The organism is Agromyces sp. Marseille-Q5079, assembly GCF_051016555.1.
Lineage (GTDB): Bacteria > Actinomycetota > Actinomycetes > Actinomycetales > Microbacteriaceae > Agromyces.
Map to the genome: position 1 here is coordinate 1 of NZ_JBPEJF010000007.1, position 20,099 is coordinate 20,099.

15 protein-coding genes are annotated in these 20,099 nt (G+C 71.9%); 9 read left to right on the top strand and 6 right to left on the bottom strand.

Annotated features, from left to right (window positions below; genetic code table 11):
• Positions 1-147: 147 nt before the first annotated feature.
• The 6 genes from ACR3IO_RS15000 to ACR3IO_RS15025 all read right to left on the bottom strand — a co-directional run bounded on the left by ACR3IO_RS15000 (position 148) and on the right by ACR3IO_RS15025 (position 8,795).
• Positions 148-771 (bottom strand): TetR/AcrR family transcriptional regulator, encoded by a 624-nt coding sequence (locus tag ACR3IO_RS15000; RefSeq protein ID WP_434072023.1) that lies wholly within the window; start codon positions 769-771, stop codon positions 148-150.
• A 4-nt stretch (positions 772-775) separates the two neighbouring features.
• Positions 776-2,449, bottom strand: coding sequence for an allophanate hydrolase (locus ACR3IO_RS15005; RefSeq protein ID WP_434072024.1), 1,674 nt, complete (start codon positions 2,447-2,449; stop codon positions 776-778).
• Positions 2,446-6,087: an urea carboxylase gene (gene uca, locus ACR3IO_RS15010; RefSeq protein ID WP_434072025.1), complete on the bottom strand. Its 3,642-nt coding sequence runs from the start codon at positions 6,085-6,087 to the stop codon at positions 2,446-2,448. The genes ACR3IO_RS15005 and uca overlap by 4 nt, the downstream gene beginning before the upstream one ends.
• Positions 6,084-6,782 (bottom strand): urea amidolyase associated protein UAAP2, encoded by a 699-nt coding sequence (locus tag ACR3IO_RS15015; RefSeq protein ID WP_434072026.1) that lies wholly within the window; start codon positions 6,780-6,782, stop codon positions 6,084-6,086. The genes uca and ACR3IO_RS15015 overlap by 4 nt, the downstream gene beginning before the upstream one ends.
• A 14-nt stretch (positions 6,783-6,796) precedes the next feature.
• Positions 6,797-7,648: an urea amidolyase associated protein UAAP1 gene (locus tag ACR3IO_RS15020; RefSeq protein WP_434072027.1), complete on the bottom strand. Its 852-nt coding sequence runs from the start codon at positions 7,646-7,648 to the stop codon at positions 6,797-6,799.
• Positions 7,649-7,745: 97 nt separating this feature from the next.
• Positions 7,746-8,795: a LacI family DNA-binding transcriptional regulator gene (locus ACR3IO_RS15025; RefSeq protein ID WP_434072028.1), complete on the bottom strand. Its 1,050-nt coding sequence runs from the start codon at positions 8,793-8,795 to the stop codon at positions 7,746-7,748.
• Between the two features lie 167 nt (positions 8,796-8,962).
• On the opposite strand from ACR3IO_RS15025, the gene ACR3IO_RS15030 reads away from it, so the two are divergent.
• From ACR3IO_RS15030 to ACR3IO_RS15070, 9 genes are all read left to right on the top strand, one after another.
• Positions 8,963-10,453: a sugar ABC transporter ATP-binding protein gene (locus ACR3IO_RS15030; RefSeq protein ID WP_434072196.1), complete on the top strand. Its 1,491-nt coding sequence runs from the start codon at positions 8,963-8,965 to the stop codon at positions 10,451-10,453.
• 29 nt (positions 10,454-10,482) lie between these two features.
• Positions 10,483-11,490, top strand: a complete 1,008-nt coding sequence (locus tag ACR3IO_RS15035) for an ABC transporter permease (protein ID WP_434072197.1) — start codon at positions 10,483-10,485, stop codon at positions 11,488-11,490.
• Complete coding sequence (locus ACR3IO_RS15040) at positions 11,490-12,548, top strand: ABC transporter permease (protein WP_434072029.1); 1,059 nt, start codon at positions 11,490-11,492, stop codon at positions 12,546-12,548. Before ACR3IO_RS15035 ends, ACR3IO_RS15040 begins: the two co-directional genes overlap by 1 nt.
• A 108-nt stretch (positions 12,549-12,656) precedes the next feature.
• Positions 12,657-13,646 carry a rhamnose ABC transporter substrate-binding protein gene (gene rhaS / locus ACR3IO_RS15045; RefSeq protein WP_434072030.1) on the top strand — a complete coding sequence of 330 codons (990 nt, stop codon included), beginning with the start codon at positions 12,657-12,659 and terminating at the stop codon, positions 13,644-13,646.
• A gap of 224 nt (positions 13,647-13,870) precedes the next feature.
• On the top strand, positions 13,871-14,332 hold the full coding sequence (locus ACR3IO_RS15050; RefSeq protein ID WP_434072031.1) for an L-rhamnose mutarotase: 462 nt from the start codon (positions 13,871-13,873) through the stop codon (positions 14,330-14,332).
• Positions 14,329-15,495: an L-rhamnose isomerase gene (gene rhaI, locus ACR3IO_RS15055; protein WP_434072032.1), complete on the top strand. Its 1,167-nt coding sequence runs from the start codon at positions 14,329-14,331 to the stop codon at positions 15,493-15,495. The genes ACR3IO_RS15050 and rhaI overlap by 4 nt, the downstream gene beginning before the upstream one ends.
• 4 nt (positions 15,496-15,499) lie before the next feature.
• Positions 15,500-16,462, top strand: coding sequence for an alpha/beta hydrolase (locus ACR3IO_RS15060; protein ID WP_434072033.1), 963 nt, complete (start codon positions 15,500-15,502; stop codon positions 16,460-16,462).
• A gap of 30 nt (positions 16,463-16,492) precedes the next feature.
• Positions 16,493-18,529, top strand: coding sequence for a bifunctional aldolase/short-chain dehydrogenase (locus tag ACR3IO_RS15065; protein WP_434072034.1), 2,037 nt, complete (start codon positions 16,493-16,495; stop codon positions 18,527-18,529).
• Entirely contained in the window at positions 18,526-19,980 is a 1,455-nt protein-coding gene (locus ACR3IO_RS15070; protein WP_434072035.1) for a rhamnulokinase, read from the top strand. Before ACR3IO_RS15065 ends, ACR3IO_RS15070 begins: the two co-directional genes overlap by 4 nt.
• Positions 19,981-20,099: the final 119 nt, after the last annotated feature.

A 20,099-nucleotide genomic window follows, 5' to 3' on the forward strand; every position in this document is an offset into this window, starting at 1 on the left:
ACCCCGCCGCCGGGCCGGGGCCCTCGGGGCGGCGGCCCGGGGAGGGGGCGGGGGCCCCGGGCGGCCGCGCGGGGGTCCCGGCGCCGGCCGGCCCCGCGCGACGGGGGGGGGGCGGGGACGAGTTTTCGCCCCGGCCCGCCTCGTCGTTCAGCTCCTGGCTCGCACGCGTGCGACATCCGTCTCCGCGACCCGCGCGACCCTCAGGCAGGCCTCGGCGATGCGCTCGGGCAGGCCATCGGGCACCTCGCCCTCGCGACGCAGCGGGATCACGAGCTCGACGAGCTGCATGCAGCAGGCGCCGGCGAAGGCCTCATCCTGCGTCGGATCGATGCGGTGCGCGAGCGCGCCGTACACGCCCGCCAGTTCGGCACGGGCACGACGGAACGGCGCGAAGGCCTCTGCGGCGACCTCCGGAGCGAGGTACATGGTGCCGATGTTGTGAGGTTCATCGAGCAGCGTGGTCACGTCGGCACGCGCGAGGTCGTAGAGGGCCGCGACGGGGTCCTCGGCCTCGAGGCAGTCGGCCGCACGTTCGAGCGTCGGCGCCACCGACGGCTCCAGGAGCGCGAGCAGGATGTCCTCCTTGCCCGCGAAGTGGTAGTACATGCTCGCCTGCCGCATTCCCGCACGCTCGGCGATGCGACGCGTACTCGTGCCGGCGTAGCCGAGCTCGGCGAACAGGGATGCCGCCGCGTCGAGGATCTCGGTGCGAGGGTCGACCTCGGGCCGGCCGGGAGTGATCCGCGGCCGCCCGACGGTCGATGATGCCATCCCCCTATTGTGCCTGCAGCTCCAGGTAGCGACGCCATCCGCCGAACCGGGTGATATCGCGCGCGCCGTCCACGGCGACGTGTTCGGCGTGGAAACCCGCGACCGACGAACCGTCCTCGAGCGTCACCCGTCCGATGGTCATCGGCTGCGGGAGTCCCGCGACGAACGCGCCGAACCCGGATGCCGGGAGGGTCCAGACCTCGCCCTCGATCCCTTCCCCGCCGTGCCCGACCCGGCGCAGGCCGGGCTTCGGCGGCACGGTGTCGAGCGCATGGAGGCGGTACTCGGCCGCCGTGCGCACGCGTGCCTTCAACCGTCCGCCCGCGGCGACGAGCTGGTGGTTGAGCGGCTGCCCCTCCAGGTGCGCGCCGACCACGAGCAGGTCGAGCGGCGCATCCGCGATCAGGCGGGCGAGCTCGGCGAGCTGCCGGTCAGAGCCCGCGGCGCCGGTCAGCATCACCCCGTACGGCACGCCGTCGACGGCGCCCGCCGGCACCGCGAGCGAGGCGTAGTCGAGCAGGTTCGCGAAGTTGGTGAACCGTCCCATGCGCGCGTTGGCGCCCAGGGGGTCCGCCGCGACCTCGGCGAGCGTCGGATGCCACGTCGTGGTCGGGGTGAGCAGGGCCGCGGTGCCCTCCAGCCGCTTGGCGCCCTCGAGGCCGAGCCGTGCGAGCAGGTCGCGGTCGCGGAAGACGTCGACCGCACTGCTCGCGTCGCCGCCCAGAACGATCTTCGCCACCGTCGGATCGAGGTCGGTGCCGACGAGTTCCGGGTGCTCGCGGATGAAGTCGCCGACCGCGGCCGTGCGCTCCGCGACGAACGACCCGCCGTACAGCAGGCTCGCCGCATCGAGCAGCGGCGCGATGTCCACCTCGACGATCTCGACGCCCGAGCGCCCGAGGCGGTCGACCACGCGGGCGAACTCCTCCGCCCACCCGTCGGCGAGCCCCTCGAGGTGCTCCGGCGTGGGGATCGCGATGCGCGGCACCGCCGCGAGCCCCGGCAGCACCGGCCGTGGCCGCGCGAGCGGGTCGACGCCGTCGGGCCCCTCCATGAGCTCGGCGGCCCGGCGCGCGAGCCCGAGGTCCCGTCCGAAGACGGTCACCACGTCGATCGACCGGCATGCGGGCACGACCCCCGTCGCCGGGATCAGGCCGACGCTCGGCTTCACCCCGTAGATGCCGTTGAGGGCGGCGGGGACGCGGCCGGAACCGGCCGTATCGGTGCCGAGCGCCAGGTCGACGAACCCGAGGGCCACCGCGACGGCCGATCCCGAGCTCGAGCCGCCCGAGATGCGATCGGGTCGCCACGCATTGCGCACGGCGCCGAACGGGCTCCGGGTGCCGACGAGTCCGGTCGCGAACTGGTCGAGGTTCGTCTTGCCGACCACGATGGCGCCCGCCTCCCGCAGGCGTGCGACGGCCGTGGCATCCGCCTCGGGCTCGTAGGCGTACGCCACGCTGCCGGCGGTCGTGGGCAGGCCCTCGACGTCGATGTTGTCCTTGACGGCCACGAGGATGCCGGCGAGCCGGAGGCGCTCCCCCGCGGCGCGGCGCGCGTCGACGCGCTCCGCCTCCGAGACGACGTCCTCCTCGGCCCGGAGGGTGATCCACACCTCCGGCCGGTCCGCTGCGGCCATGCGGCGGTACGCCTCGCGCACCCGGTCCGCGGCGCTCACGAGTTCGCTCCGGCGGCGGCGAGCTCGGTCGACGGCAGCGTGGGCGATGGAGAGGCACCCGCACGCACGGCGGCGAGCAGTTGGCCCGCGGCGACCTGATCCCCGGGCTTGACGTAGACCTCGACCACGACGCCCGACGCGGGTGCGAGCACCTCGTTCTCCATCTTCATCGCCTCCAGTACGAGCAGACGATCGTCCACCTCCGCCGAAGCGCCCGCCTCCACGTCGACCCGCCACACGCTCGCTGCGAAGGGCGAGGTCACCGGCACGCAACCGTCGGGTACCTGCGTCTCGGCTGCGGCGACCACGGGCTCGTCGTAGACGCGGTCGAACTCGCCGGCCTGTCGCCAGCGCTCCTTCTCCTCGTCGAATGCCCTCCGCTGCGTGGATTGGAACGCCGCGATCGACTCGTGCTCCCGGTCGAGGAACGCCTCGTACTCGGCCAGCGAGAAGGTCCCCTCCTCGGTGCGGAACGAACCTCGCCCCGCGTCGACCTCGGCGCGGAGCTCGAGCAGTTCCTCGGCGGACACGGGGTACCACTTGATGCGGTCGAACGGGCGCAGCGCCCACGGGTTCTCCTCGATCAGCCCACCGCGGCGGAAGGTGTTCCAGATCTGCACCGTGCGACCGACGAACTGGTATCCGCCGGGGCCCTCCATGCCGTAGATGCACATGTAGGCACCTCCGATGCCGACCGAGTTCTCGGCCGTCCACGTGCGTGCGGGGTTGTACTTGGTGGTCACGAGCCGGTGGCGCGGGTCGACCGGCGTCGCGACCGGGGCACCGAGGTAGACATCGCCGAGCCCGAGCACCAGGTAGTCCGCGTCGAAGACGATCCGCTGGACCTCGTCGACGGTCTCCAGCCCGTTCACCCGCCGGATGAACTCGATGTTCCACGGCGTCCACGGCGCGTCGTCGCGGACACTCGACATGTAGCGCTCGATCGCGACGCGGGTCGCGGGGTCGTCCCAGGAGAGGGGCAGGTGCACGGTGCGCGACGGCACCACGAGCTCCTGCGTCGCGGGCAGCTCGGCCTCGATGCGCTGCAGCTCGTCGAGCAGCGTCGACGCGCGCAGCACCAGGGGGTCGGTCTGGATCTGCAACGAGCGGATGCCGGCCGTGATGTCGCGCACCCCGGGTATGTCGCGGGCGATGACCGCCTGCTCGAGCGCGTGGACCCGCATGCGCAGACCGAGGTCGAGCACGTTCTCGCCGTACTCGACGAGGAGGTTCGCGTCGCCGTCGCGGCGGTAGGTGACCGCCGGGGCGAGCACGGAGTCGCCGTCGAGGACGGGCTCGCGGCGGGCGAGGACGCCGTCGTCGCCGTCGCCGGCCGGGCGGCCGTGCTCCAGGTCGGGCTGGAAGCGGTGGGCCTCGTCGTCGCGCACCGGCACGAATCGCACGGTGTCGCCCGGACGAAGCTGGCCGACCTTCCAGAACTCGCCGCTGGCGACGACGGCGGGGCAGACGAAGCCGCCCAGGCTCGGCCCGTCCGGGCCGAGGATGATGGGGGTGTCGCCCGTGAAGTCGAGGGCGCCGATCGCGTAGGCGGTGTCGTGGATGTTCGACGGGTGCAGGCCCGCCTCGCCGCCATCCTCCCGAGCCCATGCCGGCTTCGGCCCACGCAGGCGCACGCCGGTGCGGGCCGACTGCACGTCGACCTCGTAGACGGCCCGGTACAGCTCGTCGATGTCCTCCCGCGTGAAGAACTCGGGAGCGGCGTGCGGCCCCTCGGTCACGCCGATGGCCCACTCGCGGGTCAGTCGCGGATGACGAGCGGACGGGGTCGGCCCACCGGCCGCGACGACGCCGACGTCGCAGGGCCGCAGCACGTCGCCGGCGACGAGCGCCCGCCCACCGTGCCCGCCGAAGCCTCCGAGCGTGAAGGTGGACGCGCTGCCGAGGTATTCGGGGACGTCGAGGCCCCCCTGCACCGCGAGGTACGCGCGCATGCCGAGGGTCGTCGCCCCGATCGCGAGCACGCCGCCCGCGGGGACCTCGACCGGCGTCCACCGGTCGACGGGCGAGCCGTCGACCGTGACGGCGACCTCCGCCCCGGTGACGCAGACGACGGTCGCGTCCGAGAAGCGGAGGCGCGGGCCGGACATCGTGATCTCCAGCGCGGGCGCCGTCGCAGGGTTGCCGACCGCGAGGTTCGCCTCCCGGAAGGAGACCGGGTCCATCGGGCCCGACGGCGGCACGCCGACCTTCCAGTGACCCACCCGGCCGGGCAGGTCCTGCACGGTGGTCATGAGGCCCGGCGACAGCACGTCGATGCGGGCATCCGGATCCACAGGATCGCCGAGCGTGCCGGTGTCGTGGCGCACGGCGCGCACCGTCGGATCGTCGCAGAGCGCGCGGAGCATGCCGAGACCGGTCACGATGCCGTCGACACGGGTCGCGGCGAGCGCGGCGCCGAGCCGGTCGAGCGCGGCGTCGCGATCGGCGGCGTGCACGATCACCTTGGCGAGCATGGGGTCGTAGTCGGGCGTGACCCGGAGGCCGGTCTCGATCCACGAGTCGACGCGCACGCCGTCGCCCTCGGGGAACTCGGCCCTGGTCACCAGTCCGGGAGAGGGCGCGAAGCCCCTGGCGGGATCCTCCGCGTAGACGCGCGCCTCGAGCGCGTGGCCGACGGGGACCTGCTCCTCGAAGAGGCCGTCCTCCATCGACGCGGCCCCGTCGCGCGCGAGGCGCAGCATGAGGGCGACGAGATCGATGCCGAAGACCGCCTCGGTCACGGGGTGCTCGACCTGCAGTCGGGTGTTCATCTCGAGGAACGAGACCTCGCCGCGCTCGACGTCGTAGATGAACTCCACGGTGCCCGCCGAGCGATACGCGACGGTGGCCGCGAGCCTCCTGGCCGCGGCGTGCAGTTCGCGGCGCACGGCGTCGCCGAGTCCGGGCGCGGGCGCCTCCTCGATCACCTTCTGGTTGCGGCGCTGCAGCGAGCAGTCCCGGTCGCCGAAGACGGCGACCCGGCCTTCGCCGTCTCCGAAGACCTGCACCTCGACGTGCCGAGCGCTCGTCACGAGGCGCTCGAGGAAGACGCCGCCCGAACCGAAGCTGCGCGCCGCCATCGATGCGACCGCGACGTACCCCTCTCGCACATCGTCGAGGGTGCGGCACACCCGCATGCCGATGCCGCCACCGCCGCTCGTGGCCTTGAGCATCACCGGCAGGCCGATGCGCTGCGCCGCGACGATGGCCTCCTCCGCCGAGCCCAGGAGGCCGGTGCCGGGCAGCAGCGGCACGTCGGCCGCCTCGGCACGGTCGCGCGCGGTGTGCTTGAGGCCGAACGTCTCGATCTGGTGGGGCGTCGGCCCGATCCAGGCGAGCCCCGCCGCCTCGACGGCCCGGGCCGCCTCGACATTCTCGGAGAGGAAGCCGTAGCCCGGGTGGACGGCACCGGCGCCGGTCGCGCGGGCCGCGTCGAGGATGGCGTCGATCCGCAGGTAGGACTCGGCGGCCGGCGCCGGGCCGAGCCTCACGGCGACGTCCGCCTCGCGGACGTGGGGCGCCGCGCGGTCGGCATCCGAGTAGACGGCGACGGTGCGCAGCCCCAGCTGCTTCGCCGAGCGGATGATGCGGCGCGCGATCTCGCCGCGATTGGCGATGAGGACGGTGTCGAAGGTCATCGGGTGCCTCGTTCCGGACGGGTGACGATCGCGCGGAGCGGCGTCACGTTGAAGTCGTTGCATGGGTTGTTCATCTGCGGGCAGTTGGAGATGACGACGATCACGTCGCGCTCTGCGCGGCATGCGACCCGGCGGCCGGGTGCGCTCATCCCGTCGACGATGCCGAGCGAGCCGTCGGCCTCGACCGGGACGTTCATGAACCAGTTGAGGTTCGAGACGAGGTCGCGGGCCGTGAGCCCCCACGTCGCACCCTCGAAGAGGAAGTTCTCGCGGCAGGCGTGCTGGTAGGCGGTGTGGTGTCCGTAGCGCAGCGTGTTCGACTCCTTGCTGCAGGCGCCGCCGATCGTGTCCTGCCGGTCGATCTCGTTGCCCACCACCGTCATCAGGGGTTCGCCGAGGTTGGAGCGCAGCACGGTGCCCGTCGTGACGTAGGCGTTGGCCTGCCAGGCGATCGTGTCGGGTGCGCTGTACCGCTCCGACGTGTCGTCGGCGGCGAAGATCAGGCAGTCGCCGGACTGGTTGCCCCCGACGTCGACGAGCGTGAACACGTCGCCGGCGCGCACGAGCGCCGACCAGGAGGCGCGGGGTGCGATGGGTTCGTCGACGATGACGGCACCGGGGACGAACGGCTCCGACCAGTCGAGGACGGAGCCGGCCGCGTAGACGGGGCGGGGCGGGACGGTGGTGGTGACCATGACGGTTCTTCCTCTCAGAGGCCTGCGAGCTCGGCGTACGCGATGGTGTTGAGGTAGGCGCGCTCCCGTTCGGGAGTCGTGGCGGCGCGCGGGTCGTCGCTGCAGGTCGGCCGGCTCCGCCACGCGTGCACCCGCAGCGGGCCGGCGACGTAGTCGGAGCGGGGGTCGAGCGGGTGCGGCGCGTTCGCGACGAGCACGATCAGCGGCAGCTCGGCGACGAGGTCGACCTGCGTGCCCGCGCCGGCCGACCCGATCCAGTCGAGCGCCCCGTCGGCGGCGACCCGCACGCCCTTGAAGAACGAGACGGCGGGAGGGATATCACGTCGCGTGAGGCCGTGCTTGGACGCGGCCATGCGGAGGAGCGCGTGACCCGACGGCGTCGGGCCCTCGGGCGTCGCGTCGCCGAACTTGCGGACGTTCCAGGCGTCGCCGGAGGCGCCGCAGAGCGCGTCATGGTGGCCCGACGTGTCCTCGACCACGGTCGCGAGCACGCGTCCGTCGCCGGAGAGCAGCGGATGCCCCGCCCCGAGGTAGGCCTGCCACGGGATCTTCTGGGTGTCGGCGACGTTCAGCCGTTCGGCGGGGTTCAGCGCATTCAGCACGACGACGCTCGCCGAGGCGTCGCCGTCGGTGTCCTCGAAGCGGATGCGGGTGCCGCGGGCGACACGCAGGTGCGTGTAGCCCCCCGGAGCGACGGTCTCCGACCAGAGCAGCTCCGTCGCCGGGACGCCCTCCGGCGGGTTCGGGGTCGAGGCTGCCGGCAGGTCCGGCATCCAGGGCGAGCGGCTGCCTCGGGCGCGGGCGTCCGAGCGTGCCGCCCCGACGCTGTCCAGGGTCGCCATCCGTGCCGAGCTGTCGATGGTCATCGTCCGGCCTCCGTATTTCTGTCAGTTGACAGAAATCAGACCAGCGGCTCGTTTCGCCGGTGTTTCGAGGACGAAACAACCGCGCACGACTTCGGCGTCAGCGCGCCCTGCCCCCGGGCGCCGCGGCGGAGGCGACGGGTGCCGCGGTGGACCGCCGCACCACCAATTCAGGGAGGAACACCGTCTGCCGCGGGATGAGGTCGGGGTCTGCGGTCTCCTCGAGGAGGATGCGCAGTGCGGTGCGCCCGATCATGCGGCTGGGCTGGCGCATGGACGAGAGCGGCACGGCCGCCGCGGCCGCGAACGGGATGTCATCGAACCCGATGATCGCGATCTCGTCGGGGACCAGCATGCGGCCGTCGACGACGAGCGCCTGCAGGAGGCCGAGCGCGACGAGGTCGTTCGCCGCGAACAGGGCGTCGGGGCGGTCGCCGCGCGGCCTGGCGAGGATGCGTGCGCCGGCCGCGACGCCGTCGGCGACCGTGGTGGCCTCGGTCGCGACGACCTCGATCTCGACGGGCGAGACGGCGTTCTCGGCGGCGACGCGCGCGCCGGCCAGGCGATCGCGCACCTGCTGGATCTCGAACGGCCCGCCCACGAATGCGATGCGCCGTCGCCCCGCGCCGATGAGGTGCTCGACGGCCATGCGGCCGCCCGCGACGCTGTCGACCGAGACGGAGCTGAAGCGCCCGTCGCCGCTGAAGCGGTCGACGAGCACGGCGGGGATGCCGCGGGCGCGCAGGCGCTCGAGGCGCGCGTGGATGTCGCCGTACGGTGAGATGAGGACGCCGCGCACCTGCTGCTCCTCGAACAGGTCGAGGTACATGCGCTCGCGGCCGACGTCCTCGTCGGTGTTGCCGTAGAGGATCGCGAGGTTGTGACTGCTCGCCTCGTCTTCGGCGCCGCGCACGACGTCGGTGAAGAACGGGTTCTGGCCGTCGAGCACGACGAACCCGACGGTGGTGCTGACGCCGGCGCGCAGCTTGCGGGCGGCGTCGTTGCGCACGTAGCCGAGCTGCTCGATGGCCCGGTTGACGCGGTCGACCGAGTCGGGCGAGACGTCGCCCGGACGGTTCAGCACGTTGGACACCGTGCCCACGGAGACACCGGCGTGCTGCGCGACGTCGCGGATGCGCACCCCAGTCATTCCAGCTCCCTCGCCGATGTCGTGCCGGTCATCCACCCGGCGAACTTGACCGCCAGTGAATCGTTCCATACAGTGTCCCTGAATCGTACATGAATCGATTCATCCAGATTCACCTCGATGAGGAGGCCATCGTGCAGACGGACACGCCGCAGACGCCGGCGCCGCCCATGCTTGAGCTCTCGCGAGTCGTCAAGTCGTTCGGACCGGTGGTCGCCCTCCGCTCCGGAAGCCTGCGACTCCAGTCCGGCTCCATCCACGCGCTCGTCGGCGAGAACGGCGCCGGCAAGTCGACGCTCGTGAAGATCATCGCCGGGCTCTACCGCCGCGACGCCGGCGAGTTCCGCCTTCGCGGCGAAGACGTCGACTTCACGTCGACCGCCCAGTCGAAGGCCGCGGGCATCGCGGTCATCTACCAGGAGCCGACGCTGTTCCCCGACCTCACCGTCACCGAGAACATCTTCATGGGCCGCCAGCCCGTGAACCGCTTCGGGCGCATCGACCGCAAGGCCATGCGCCTCGAGGCCGAGGCGCTGTTCCAGCGGCTCGGCGTGCGCATCGACCCCGACCGCCCCGCCGAGGGCCTCTCGATCGCCGACCAGCAGGTCATCGAGATCGCGAAGGCCGTCTCGCTCGACGCCCGCGTGCTCATCATGGACGAGCCGACCGCCGCCCTCTCGGGCGTCGAGGTCGACCGCCTGTTCGCCGTCGCGCGGAGCCTTCGCGACGAGGGCCGCGCACTCCTCTTCATCTCGCACCGCTTCGACGAGATCTTCGCGCTCTGCGACACCGTGACCGTCATGCGCGACGGCTCCTACGTCGCCACCACGCCCATCATCGAGACGACCGTCGACGAGATGGTGCGCCAGATGGTCGGCCGCGACGTGACCGAGCTCTTCCCGAAGACGCCGGCCACGATCGGCGAGCCGCTGCTCGAGGTCGAGGGACTGACCCGCACGGGCGTCTTCCACGACATCACCTTCTCGGTGCGCGCCGGCGAGATCGTCGGACTCGCCGGACTCGTGGGCGCCGGCCGCAGCGAGGTCGCCCGCGCCGTGTTCGGCGTCGACCCGTACGAATCCGGCTCCGTCCGGCTCACCGGGCGCACGCTGCCGCGCAACCGACCCGACCGCGCGATCGGGGCCGGACTCGCCCTCGTGCCCGAGGACCGCCGCAAGGAGGGACTCGTGCTCGAGTCATCCGTCGCCCGCAACCTCTCGCTCGTCATCCGGAACCAGCTCGCCAAGGCCGGCATCATCACCAACGGCTTCGAGAACCGGGCCGCGAAGGTCTGGGCCAGCCGCCTCGAGGTCAAGACGAACGCGCTCAGCACGATCGCCGGGACCCTCTCGGGCGGCAACCAGCAGAAGGTCGTGCTCGGCAAGTGGCTCGCCACCGAACCGACCGTGCTGATCATCGACGAGCCCACCCGCGGCATCGACGTGGGCACCAAGGCCGAGGTGCACCGCCTGCTCTCCGAACTCGCCGGCAAGGGCATGGGCATCCTCATGATCTCGTCGGAGCTGCCCGAGGTGCTCGGCATGGCCGACCGCGTGCTCGTCATGCGCGAGGGGCGCATCACCGCCGAGATCGACCGATCCGACGCCACCAGCGAGAACGTCATGTTCGCCGCGACCCACGCACAGGGAGCCCACTCGTGACCGCGCCGGCACCGACCCCCGCCCCCGCGATCGAGAAGACCGCCGTCACCAAGCGGCTGCAGGCCGTCGGCGCCGCGCGCGAGTTCGGCATCCTGCTCGCCCTCGTCATCGTCGTGATCGCGGCGACCGTCGCGAACCCGAACTTCCTGTTCAGCGCCGACGGATGGCGCGACCTGCTGCTGACCCCGTCGATCCTCGTGCTCGTGGCGATCGGCCAGGCGATCGTGCTCATCACGCGCAACGTCGACCTGTCGGTCGGCTCGATCCTCGGCCTCTCGGCGTACCTGACGGGGCGGCTGTTCATCGACATCCCCGGCATCCCGATCCTCGCCGTCTTCGCGGCCGCGATCGTGTTCGGCGGACTGCTCGGGCTCATCAACGGCGCGCTCGTCGCGTACGCCAAGGTGCCCGCGATGGTCATCACGCTCGGCACGCTCTACGCCTACCGCGGCATCAACGTGCTCTGGACCGGCAGCGACCGCGTGAACGCGTCCGACCTGCCGAAGGACTTCCTCGCCCTCGGAACGGGCCAGGTGCTGTGGATCCCGATCCTCACGCTCATCGCCCTCGTCGTGCTCGTCGTGATCGGCTGGATCATGAAGAACACCCGCGGCGGCCGCGAGTTCTACGCGATCGGCTCCGACCCCGCGGCCGCCGAGCTCTACGGCCTGCGGGTCACGCGTCGCCTGCTCATCGCCTTCGTCTCGTCGGGCGCCCTCGCCGGCCTGGCCGGCGTGCTCTACACCGCCCGGTACGGAACGGTGAACTCGCAGGCCGGTTCGGGCTGGGAGCTCGACGCGGTCGGCGCGGCCGTCATCGGCGGCGTGGCCATCACCGGCGGCGTCGGGTCGGTGTGGGGCGCGGCCATCGGCGCCGTGCTGCTGCTCACGATCAACCGCGCCCTGCCGATCCTCGGCATCCCCGACTTCTGGCAGCGCGCCGTGGTCGGCGTGCTCATCATCGGCGCCATCGTGCTCGACCGTGTGCTGGCCGTTCGCCAGAAACGCAAGCTCATCGCGGCCAGGGAGGACGACTGATGACCACCGCAACCGCCTCCACCGCCGCCCCCGCGCGCACCTACCGCGACTACGACCGCCCGCTCTGGCAGCGCCTGCTGCTCACCCGTGAAATGGCCATCGTCGGCCTGCTCGTCGTCGTCGCCGTCGTCGCCTCGCTGAGCGTGCGCGGCTTCGGGCAGCCGATCACGCTGACCTACCTGATCCTCGACGTCACGCCGATCCTCCTGATCGCCCTGCCGATGACGCTCATCATGATCACCGGCGAGATCGACCTCTCGGTCGCGAGCATCGTCGGCCTGTCGAGCGTGCTCATCGGCGTGCTGACCCAGGCCGGCGCGCCGTTCGAGCTCGCGATCGTCGTGGCGCTCGTCGCGGGCGCCGTCGCCGGTGCGATCAACGGGTTCCTCGTCACCGTCGTGGGCCTGCCCTCGCTCGCGGTCACGATCGGCACGCTCGCGCTCTACCGCGGACTCGCCGTCGGCCTGCTCGGCACGACCGCCGTGACCGACTTCCCCGACTTCTGGACCGACCTCGCGAAGATGAAGCTCGGCGGCTCGAACGTGCCGGCCGTGCTGCTGCTCTTCCTCGTGCTGCTCGTGGTCTTCGTCGTGCTGCTGCACTTCACGCCGTTCGGCCGCGGCATCTACGCGATCGGCCTCTCGAAGTCGGCTGCGCGCTTCTCCGGCGTGCACGTGGAGCGCACGAAGCTCGTGCTGTTCGTGCTCTCGGGCACCATCGCGGCGCTCGCCGGCGTCTACTACACGCTCCGCTTCGGCAGCGCCCGCGGCGACAACGCGACCGGCCTCGAACTGCAGGTCATCGCGGCGGTCGTGCTCGGCGGCGTCTCGGTGTTCGGCGGCCGCGGTGCGATCCACGGCGTCATCGCCGGCGTGCTGCTGATCGGCATCCTCGCGAGCGCCCTGCGCCTGGCGAACGTCACCTCCGACGTCATCAACATCATCACCGGAGTGCTGCTCGTGGCTTCCGTGGTGTCCAACAGCTTCCTGGCCTGGCTGCGCACGAAGCGCAGGGCACCAGGGGGAACCGCGCGCGCGAAGGCTTCCGCAGCAGGGTGACCGCCCGCGCACGCGTGTCGATGCGATCACCCATCGACCGAAACCGATGAAGGGAAAACAACGATGTTTCACAAGAAGTCCCGCGTCGCGGCCGTAGCCGCCGTCGCGATGAGCGTCGCACTCCTCGCGACCGGCTGCGCCGCAGGCGACTCCGGTTCGGGCGGAGGCGAGGGCGGCGACAGCGGCAACCTCGCCATCACGTTCCTGCCGAAGAACCTCGGCAACCCGTACTTCGACACCTCGTCGGCCGGTGCGAAGGAGGCCATCGGCGAGTTCGACGGCACGTTCGCCGAGGTCGGCCCCGCCGAGGCGACGCCCGACGCGCAGGTCAGCTACATCAACACCCTCACGCAGCAGGGCGTGGGCGCGATCGCCGTCTCGGCGAACGACCCCGAGGCCATCTGCGACGCGCTGAACGAGGCTCGCGACGCGGGCGTGAAGGTCGTCACCTTCGACTCCGACACGAACGCCGACTGCCGCGACCTGTTCATCAACCAGGCCGACGCGGAGGGCATCGCCAAGGTCCAGGTCGACCTGATCGCCGACCAGATCGGCGGCGCCGGCGAGATCGCGATCCTCTCGGCATCCGCCAACGCGACGAACCAGAACGCCTGGATCGAGATGATGGAGGAGTACCTCGCGAGCGACTACCCCGACATCACGCTCGTCGAGACGGTCTACGGCGACGACGACGACCAGACCTCGTTCGATAAGACCGCGGCGCTGCTGCAGACCCACCCCGACCTGAAGGGCATCATCTCGCCCACGACGGTCGGCATCTCGGCCGCGGCCCGCTACCTCTCCACCTCGGAGTACAAGGGCAAGGTCGCGCTGACCGGCCTCGGCACCCCGAACCAGATGCGCGAGTACGTCGAGGACGGCACCGTCACCGCGTTCGCGCTCTGGAACCCGGCCGACCTCGGCTACCTCGCCTCCTACGGGGCGAAGGCGCTCATCGAGGGCGACATCACCGGTGCCGAGGGCGACACCTTCGACGCGGGCAAGCTCGGCGAGTACACGGTCGGCGCCGACGGCGTCGTGCTCCTCGGCGACCCGTTCGAGTTCAACGCGGACAACATCGGCGACTTCGACTTCTGATCGGATGCCGCCACGGGGCCCGGGTCGGCAGTCATGCCGGTCCGGGCCCCTGCCCTTCCCGCCGCCGCCGCCCTTCCGCTCGGACGGGACGCCGCATAGGCTGAACCCACGGAAAGCGCATTCCCGTTGCGCGATCCCTCGGTTCGATGTAGAGTATTGAAACGATTCATGAACGGGTCTGCGAATGGACCCCCACGCACCACCCAGAGAGGACGGCGAGCTCGATGACGAGCCACACCGGCGCGGCCACGGCCACGCAGCGCGTCTGCTTCCAACTGCAGGTCGACCCCGCCCGCCTCGAGGAGTACCGCGAGCGCCATGCGGCCGTCTGGCCCGAGATGCTCCGCGCGATCGAGGCATCCGGACGACGCAACTACTCGCTCTTCCTGCGGGCCGACGGCCTGCTCATCGGCTACTACGAGACCGACGACGACGAGGCCGCCCAGCGCGCCCTCGAGGTCGACCCCCGCACCGCCGCGTGGGAGGCCGAGATGGCGGAGTTCTTCGTCGCACTCGACGGCTCCCGCCCCGACCAGGGCGCACCGCGCCTCGACGAGGTGTTCAACCTCGAAGACCAGCTCGCGGGCCTCGCCCCCGAGCCCACCGACCACGCGGCATCCGCCGCCGAGAACGACCGGCGAGCGGCATCCGCCACCGCCCCGACCGCAGAAAGCAGCCACTCGTGAGCATCTTCTCCGCAGACCAGCTCGCCCAGCTCGAGCAGCAGGCCATCGAACTCCCGAGCTGGGCGTTCGGCAACTCGGGCACCCGCTTCAAGGTGTTCGCGACGCCGGGCACGCCCCGCGACCCCTACGAGAAGATCGCGGATGCCGCGCAGGTGCAGAAGTTCACGGCGCTCGCGCCGACCGTCGCGCTGCACATCCCGTGGGACAAGGTCGACTCCTACGACGACCTGCGCGCGCACGCCGAGGGCCTCGGGGTGCAGCTCGGCACGATCAACTCGAACACTTTCCAGGACGACGACTACAAGTTCGGCGCCCTCACCCACGAGGACGCCGCGGTGCGCCGCAAGGCCATCGACCACCACCTCGAGTGCATCGACATCATGCACGCGACCGGCTCGCGCGACCTCAAGATCTGGCTCGCCGAGGGCTCGAACTACCCCGGCCAGGCCGACCTGCGCGGCCGCCAGGACCGCCTGCAGGACTCGCTCCAGGAGATCTACGCGCGCCTCGGCGACGAGCAGCGCCTCGTGCTCGAGTACAAGTTCTTCGAGCCGGCGTTCTACCACACCGACGTTCCCGACTGGGGCACCTCGTACGCGCAGGTGGCCGCCCTCGGCGACAAGGCCATGGTCTGCCTCGACACCGGCCACCACGCGCCCGGCACGAACATCGAGTTCATCGTCATGCAGCTGCTGCGCCTCGGCAAGCTCGGCTCGTTCGACTTCAACTCGCGCTTCTACGCCGACGACGACCTCATCGTGGGCGCCGCCGACCCGTTCCAGCTGTTCCGCATCCTCTTCGAGGTGATCCGCGGCGGCGGCCTGAACAACCCCGACGTCGCGTTCATGCTCGACCAGTGCCACAACGTGGAAGACAAGGTGCCCGGCCAGATCCGCTCGGTGCTGAACGTGCAGGAGATGACCGCGCGCGCCCTGCTCGTCGACGCCGAGGCGCTGCGCGCGGCGCAGCTGTCGGGCGACGTGCTCGAGGCCAACCGCGTCTTCATGGACGCGTTCTACACCGACGTTCGCCCGGCCCTCGCCGAATGGCGCGAGTCGCGCGGACTCCCCGCCGACCCGATGGCCGCCTTCGCGGCATCCGGCTACCTGCAGCAGATCGCGGCCGACCGCGTCGGCGGCGTGCAGGCCGGCTGGGGAGCCTGAGCGGATGTCGCACCTGACGGCGTACAGCGCAGCCGACTGGCTCGTCCGGGTCTACCCGGCGAGCACGGCGGATGCCGCGACGCGCCGTCCGACGCCCGCGCTCGTCTGGGCGCACGGCGGCGGATTCGTCGCCGGAGACCTCGACATGCCCGAGGCCGACTGGGTGGCCCGCTCGCTCGCGGACCGCGGCATCGCCGTGATCTCGGTCGACTACCGGCTCGCGAGCGCGGGGCACGTCTACCCGGCGGCATCCGACGACGTGCTCGCCGCGTGGCGGTGGACGATCGACCACGCGTCCGAGCTCGGCATCGACCCGGCCCGCACGGCGCTCGGCGGCGCGAGCGCCGGCGGCAACCTCGTCGCGGGCGCGGTGCTGCGGATGCTCGCCGTCCGGAGCACCCCAGACCCCGTCGGCGGCGCTGAATCCGGTGATGCGGTGGGGGCCGCTCCCGATGAACTCGCGCCGCCGACGGGCCCCTCCGCACCCCTGCCCGCGGGGCTCTTCCTCGCGTATCCGACGCTCCTCGCCGTGCAGCCGGCCCCGGATGCCGCGCTGCGGGCGCTGCTCGACGCGAATCCGGGCGCCGACCGGTTCGGCCCGGCGCAGGTCCTGGCGATGTACGAGGGCTACCTCGGCGCACCGGTCGACGCCCCGCCGCTCGCGGCGGTTCCCGGCCTCGCGACGACGCACGACCTCGCCGGCCATCCGCCCGTGCTCATGATCAACGGCGAGGCCGACGAGCTCCGCGTCTCGGGCGAGGCCTACGCGGCCACGCTCGCCGCCGCAGGCGTCGACCTCGAGCTGCACCTCGAGCCCGGCACCGAGCACGGCCACCTGAACCGACCCGACGAGGCCGCGGCATCCGCCTCGATCGATCGCCTCGCGCGGTGGATCCGGGGACTCGAGTCGGGCGCGGATCGCCCTGCTCGACCGGCGACCGAACTCCTCCAGACCATCACCGACTGACCGCAGACCCACCACCGAAGGACATCTCCCATGACGAACCAGGCAGCAGCCGACCTCATCGCGCGGTCGAACCGCCTCGGCGCCGACCCCAAGAACACGAACTACGCCGGCGGCAACACGTCGGCGAAGGGCACCGAGACCGACCCGGTCACGGGCGAGCCCGTCGAGCTCATGTGGGTCAAGGGCTCGGGCGGCGACCTCGGCACCCTCACCGAGCAGGGCCTCGCGGTGCTGCGCCTCGACCGGCTGCGCGCGCTCGTCGACGTGTACCCGGGCCTCGAGCGCGAAGACGAGATGGTCGCCGCGTTCGACTACACGCTGCACGGCAAGGGCGGCGCGGCGCCGTCGATCGACACCGCGATGCACGGCCTCGTCGACGCGGCGCACGTCGACCACCTGCACCCCGACTCGGGCATCGCGATCGCGACCGCCGCCGCCGGCGAGGAGCTCACGGCGAAGATCTTCGGCGACAAGGTCGTCTGGGTGCCGTGGCGCCGGCCCGGCTTCCAGCTCGGCCTCGACATCGCGGCGATCAAGGCGGCGAACCCCGCCGCGATCGGCTGCATCCTCGGCGGGCACGGCATCACCGCCTGGGGCGACACGTCCGAGGAGACCGAGGCGAACTCGCTCTGGATCATCGACACCGCCGCGGCGTACATCGCCGAGCACGGCGCGGCCGAGCCGTTCGGCCCCGTGGTCGAGGGCTTCGAGCCCCTCGAGCCCGGCGAGCGCCGCGCGAAGGCCGCCGCCCTCGCCGCGACCGTCCGCGGTCTCGCGAGCCACGACAAGCCCATGGTCGGCCACTTCACCGACGCCCCCGAGGTGCTCGACTTCCTCTCGCGCGAGAAGCTCGCCCCGCTCGCGGCCCTCGGCACGAGCTGCCCCGACCACTTCCTGCGCACGAAGGTCAAGCCGATGGTGCTCGACCTGCCGGCATCCGCCAGCATCGAGGACTCCGTCGCCCGCCTGCAGGAACTGCACGAGGCGTACCGCGCCGACTACCAGGCGTACTACGACGCGCACGCGACCTCCGAGAGCCCCGCGATCCGCGGCGCCGACCCGCTCATCGTGCTCGTGCCCGGCGTCGGCATGTTCAGCTACGGCGCGAACAAGCAGACCGCGCGCGTCGCCGGCGAGTTCTACGTCAACGCGATCAACGTCATGCGCGGCGCCGAGGCGCTCTCGACCTACTCCCCCATCAGCGACGCCGAGAAGTTCGCGATCGAGTACTGGGCACTCGAGGAGGCCAAGCTCCAGCGCATGCCGAAGCCGAAGCCGCACGCGGGCCGCATCGCCCTCGTGACGGGCGCCGCGTCCGGCATCGGCAAGGCCATCGCGACCCGGCTCGCGGCCGAGGGCGCGTGCGTCGTCATCGCCGACCTCGACCTCGAGAAGGCGCAGGCGGCGGCCGCAGAGCTCGGCACCGCGGATGTCGCGATCGGCGTGCAGGCGAACGTGACGGATGGCTCGGCGATCCAGCGCGCGATCGACGACGCCGTGCTCGCCTTCGGCGGCCTCGACCTCGTCGTGAACAACGCCGGACTCTCGCTGTCCAAGCCCCTGCTCGAGACGACCGAGGCCGACTGGGACCTCCAGCACGACGTCATGGCCAAGGGCTCGTTCCTCGTGTCGAAGGCCGCCGCGCGCGTGCTCATCGACCAGGGCCTCGGCGGCGACATCATCTACATCTCGTCGAAGAACTCGGTCTTCGCGGGCCCCAACAACATCGCCTACTCGGCGACGAAGGCCGACCAGGCCCACCAGGTTCGCCTGCTCGCGGTCGAGCTCGGCGAGTACGGCATCAAGGTCAACGGCATCAACCCCGACGGCGTCGTGCGCGGCTCCGGCATCTTCGCCTCGGGCTGGGGTGCCAACCGCGCCAAGACCTACGGCATCGAGGAGGAGGACCTGGGCAAGTTCTACGCCCAGCGCACCATCCTGAAGCGCGAGGTGCTGCCCGAGCACGTCGCGAACGCGGTGATCGTGCTCACCGGTCCCGAGCTCAGCCACACGACCGGCCTGCACATCCCGGTCGACGCCGGCGTCGCGGCCGCATTCCTGCGATGAGCACGGGGAGCGCGCGACGCGCGGGCACGGTCGCCGCGGTCGACCTCGGCGCCACCAGCGGCCGGGTCATCCTGGGGCACGTCGACCAGGCGGCGGGCCGGCTCGAGCTCGATCACGTGGCGCGCTTCCCGAACGGGCCGGTGCGCCTCGCGTCCGGCCTGCACTGGGACTTCACCGGTCTCTACCGCGACCTGACGCGCGGCCTCGCCGACGCGTTCCGCCGCGATCCGGCGGTCGCGTCGATCGGCGTCGACTCGTGGGCCGTCGACTACGGGCTGCTCCGCGGCGACCGCCTGCTGGGCCAGCCGTTCCACTACCGCGACGAGCGCAACGCGCGCGCCGTCGACCGGGTGCACGACGTCGTGCCGTTCGCCGAGCTCTACCGGCGAAACGGCTTGCAGTTCCTACCGTTCAACACGCTGTACCAGCTCGCCGCCGAGCGCGACGAGCCGAACGGATGCCTGGCCCTCGCCGACTCCCTGCTGCTCGTGCCCGACCTCATCGGGTTCGAGCTCACGGGGCGCCGCGTCGCCGAGCGCACGAACGCCTCGACGACCGGGCTGCTCGGGGTGCACTCGGGCGAGTGGGACGACGAGCTCATCGAGCAGCTCGGGCTCCCGGCATCCGTCTTCGCCCCGATCGTGGCGCCCGGCGAGTCGCTGGGCGCGCTGCGCCCCTCGGTCGCCGACGAGCTCGGGGCGCCGGCCGGTGTCGAGGTCGTCGCCGTGGGCTCGCACGACACCGCGTCGGCGGTCGTGGCCGTGCCGATGCTGGCCGAGTCCGCGGCCTACATCTCGTGCGGCACGTGGGGGCTCGTGGGCGTCGAACTCGAGCACCCGGTGACGACGGATGCCGCGCGCGAGGCGAACTTCACGAACGAGGGCGGCGTCGACGGGCGCGTGCGGTTCCTGCACAACGTCATGGGCCTCTGGCTCCTGTCGGAGTCGGTGCGGTGGTGGGAGCGGGACGGCGAGACGATCGTGCTGTCCGAGCTGCTCGCGGCCGCGGCATCCGTCACCGGACCCGTCGCGGTGTTCGACGCCGACGACGCGAGGTTCATGTCGCCCGGCGACCTGCCCGGCCGCATCGCGGAGTGGTGCGCCGAGCACGGCGTGCCCGCGCCGCAGAGCCGCGCAGAGTTCGCCCGCTCGATCATCGAATCGCTCGCCGAGGCGTTCGCCGGGGCCGTGCGGCAGGCATCGGTGCTCTCGGGCGTCGACGTCGCGACGATCCACGTCGTCGGCGGCGGGGCGCTCAACTCGCTGCTCTGCCAGCGCACGGCCGACCGCTCGGGCCTGCCCGTGCTCGCGGGACCCGTCGAGGCGACCGCGATCGGCAACGTGCTCGTGCAGGCGAGGGCGCAGGGCCTCGCGCAGGGATCGCTCGAGGACCTGCGCGAACTCGTCGCCGCGGCGTTCGAGCCGCGCCGGTTCGAGCCGCGCGCCCGCTGATCCGGCGTCGGCGCGCGCGGGTTCAGTGCGCGTCGAGGTCGCGCGGTCTGGTCCGTGACCGGCTCGGGTCGGCGGCCGGGCTCGCGTCGGCGGCCGGGCTCGGGTCGGCGGCCGGGCTC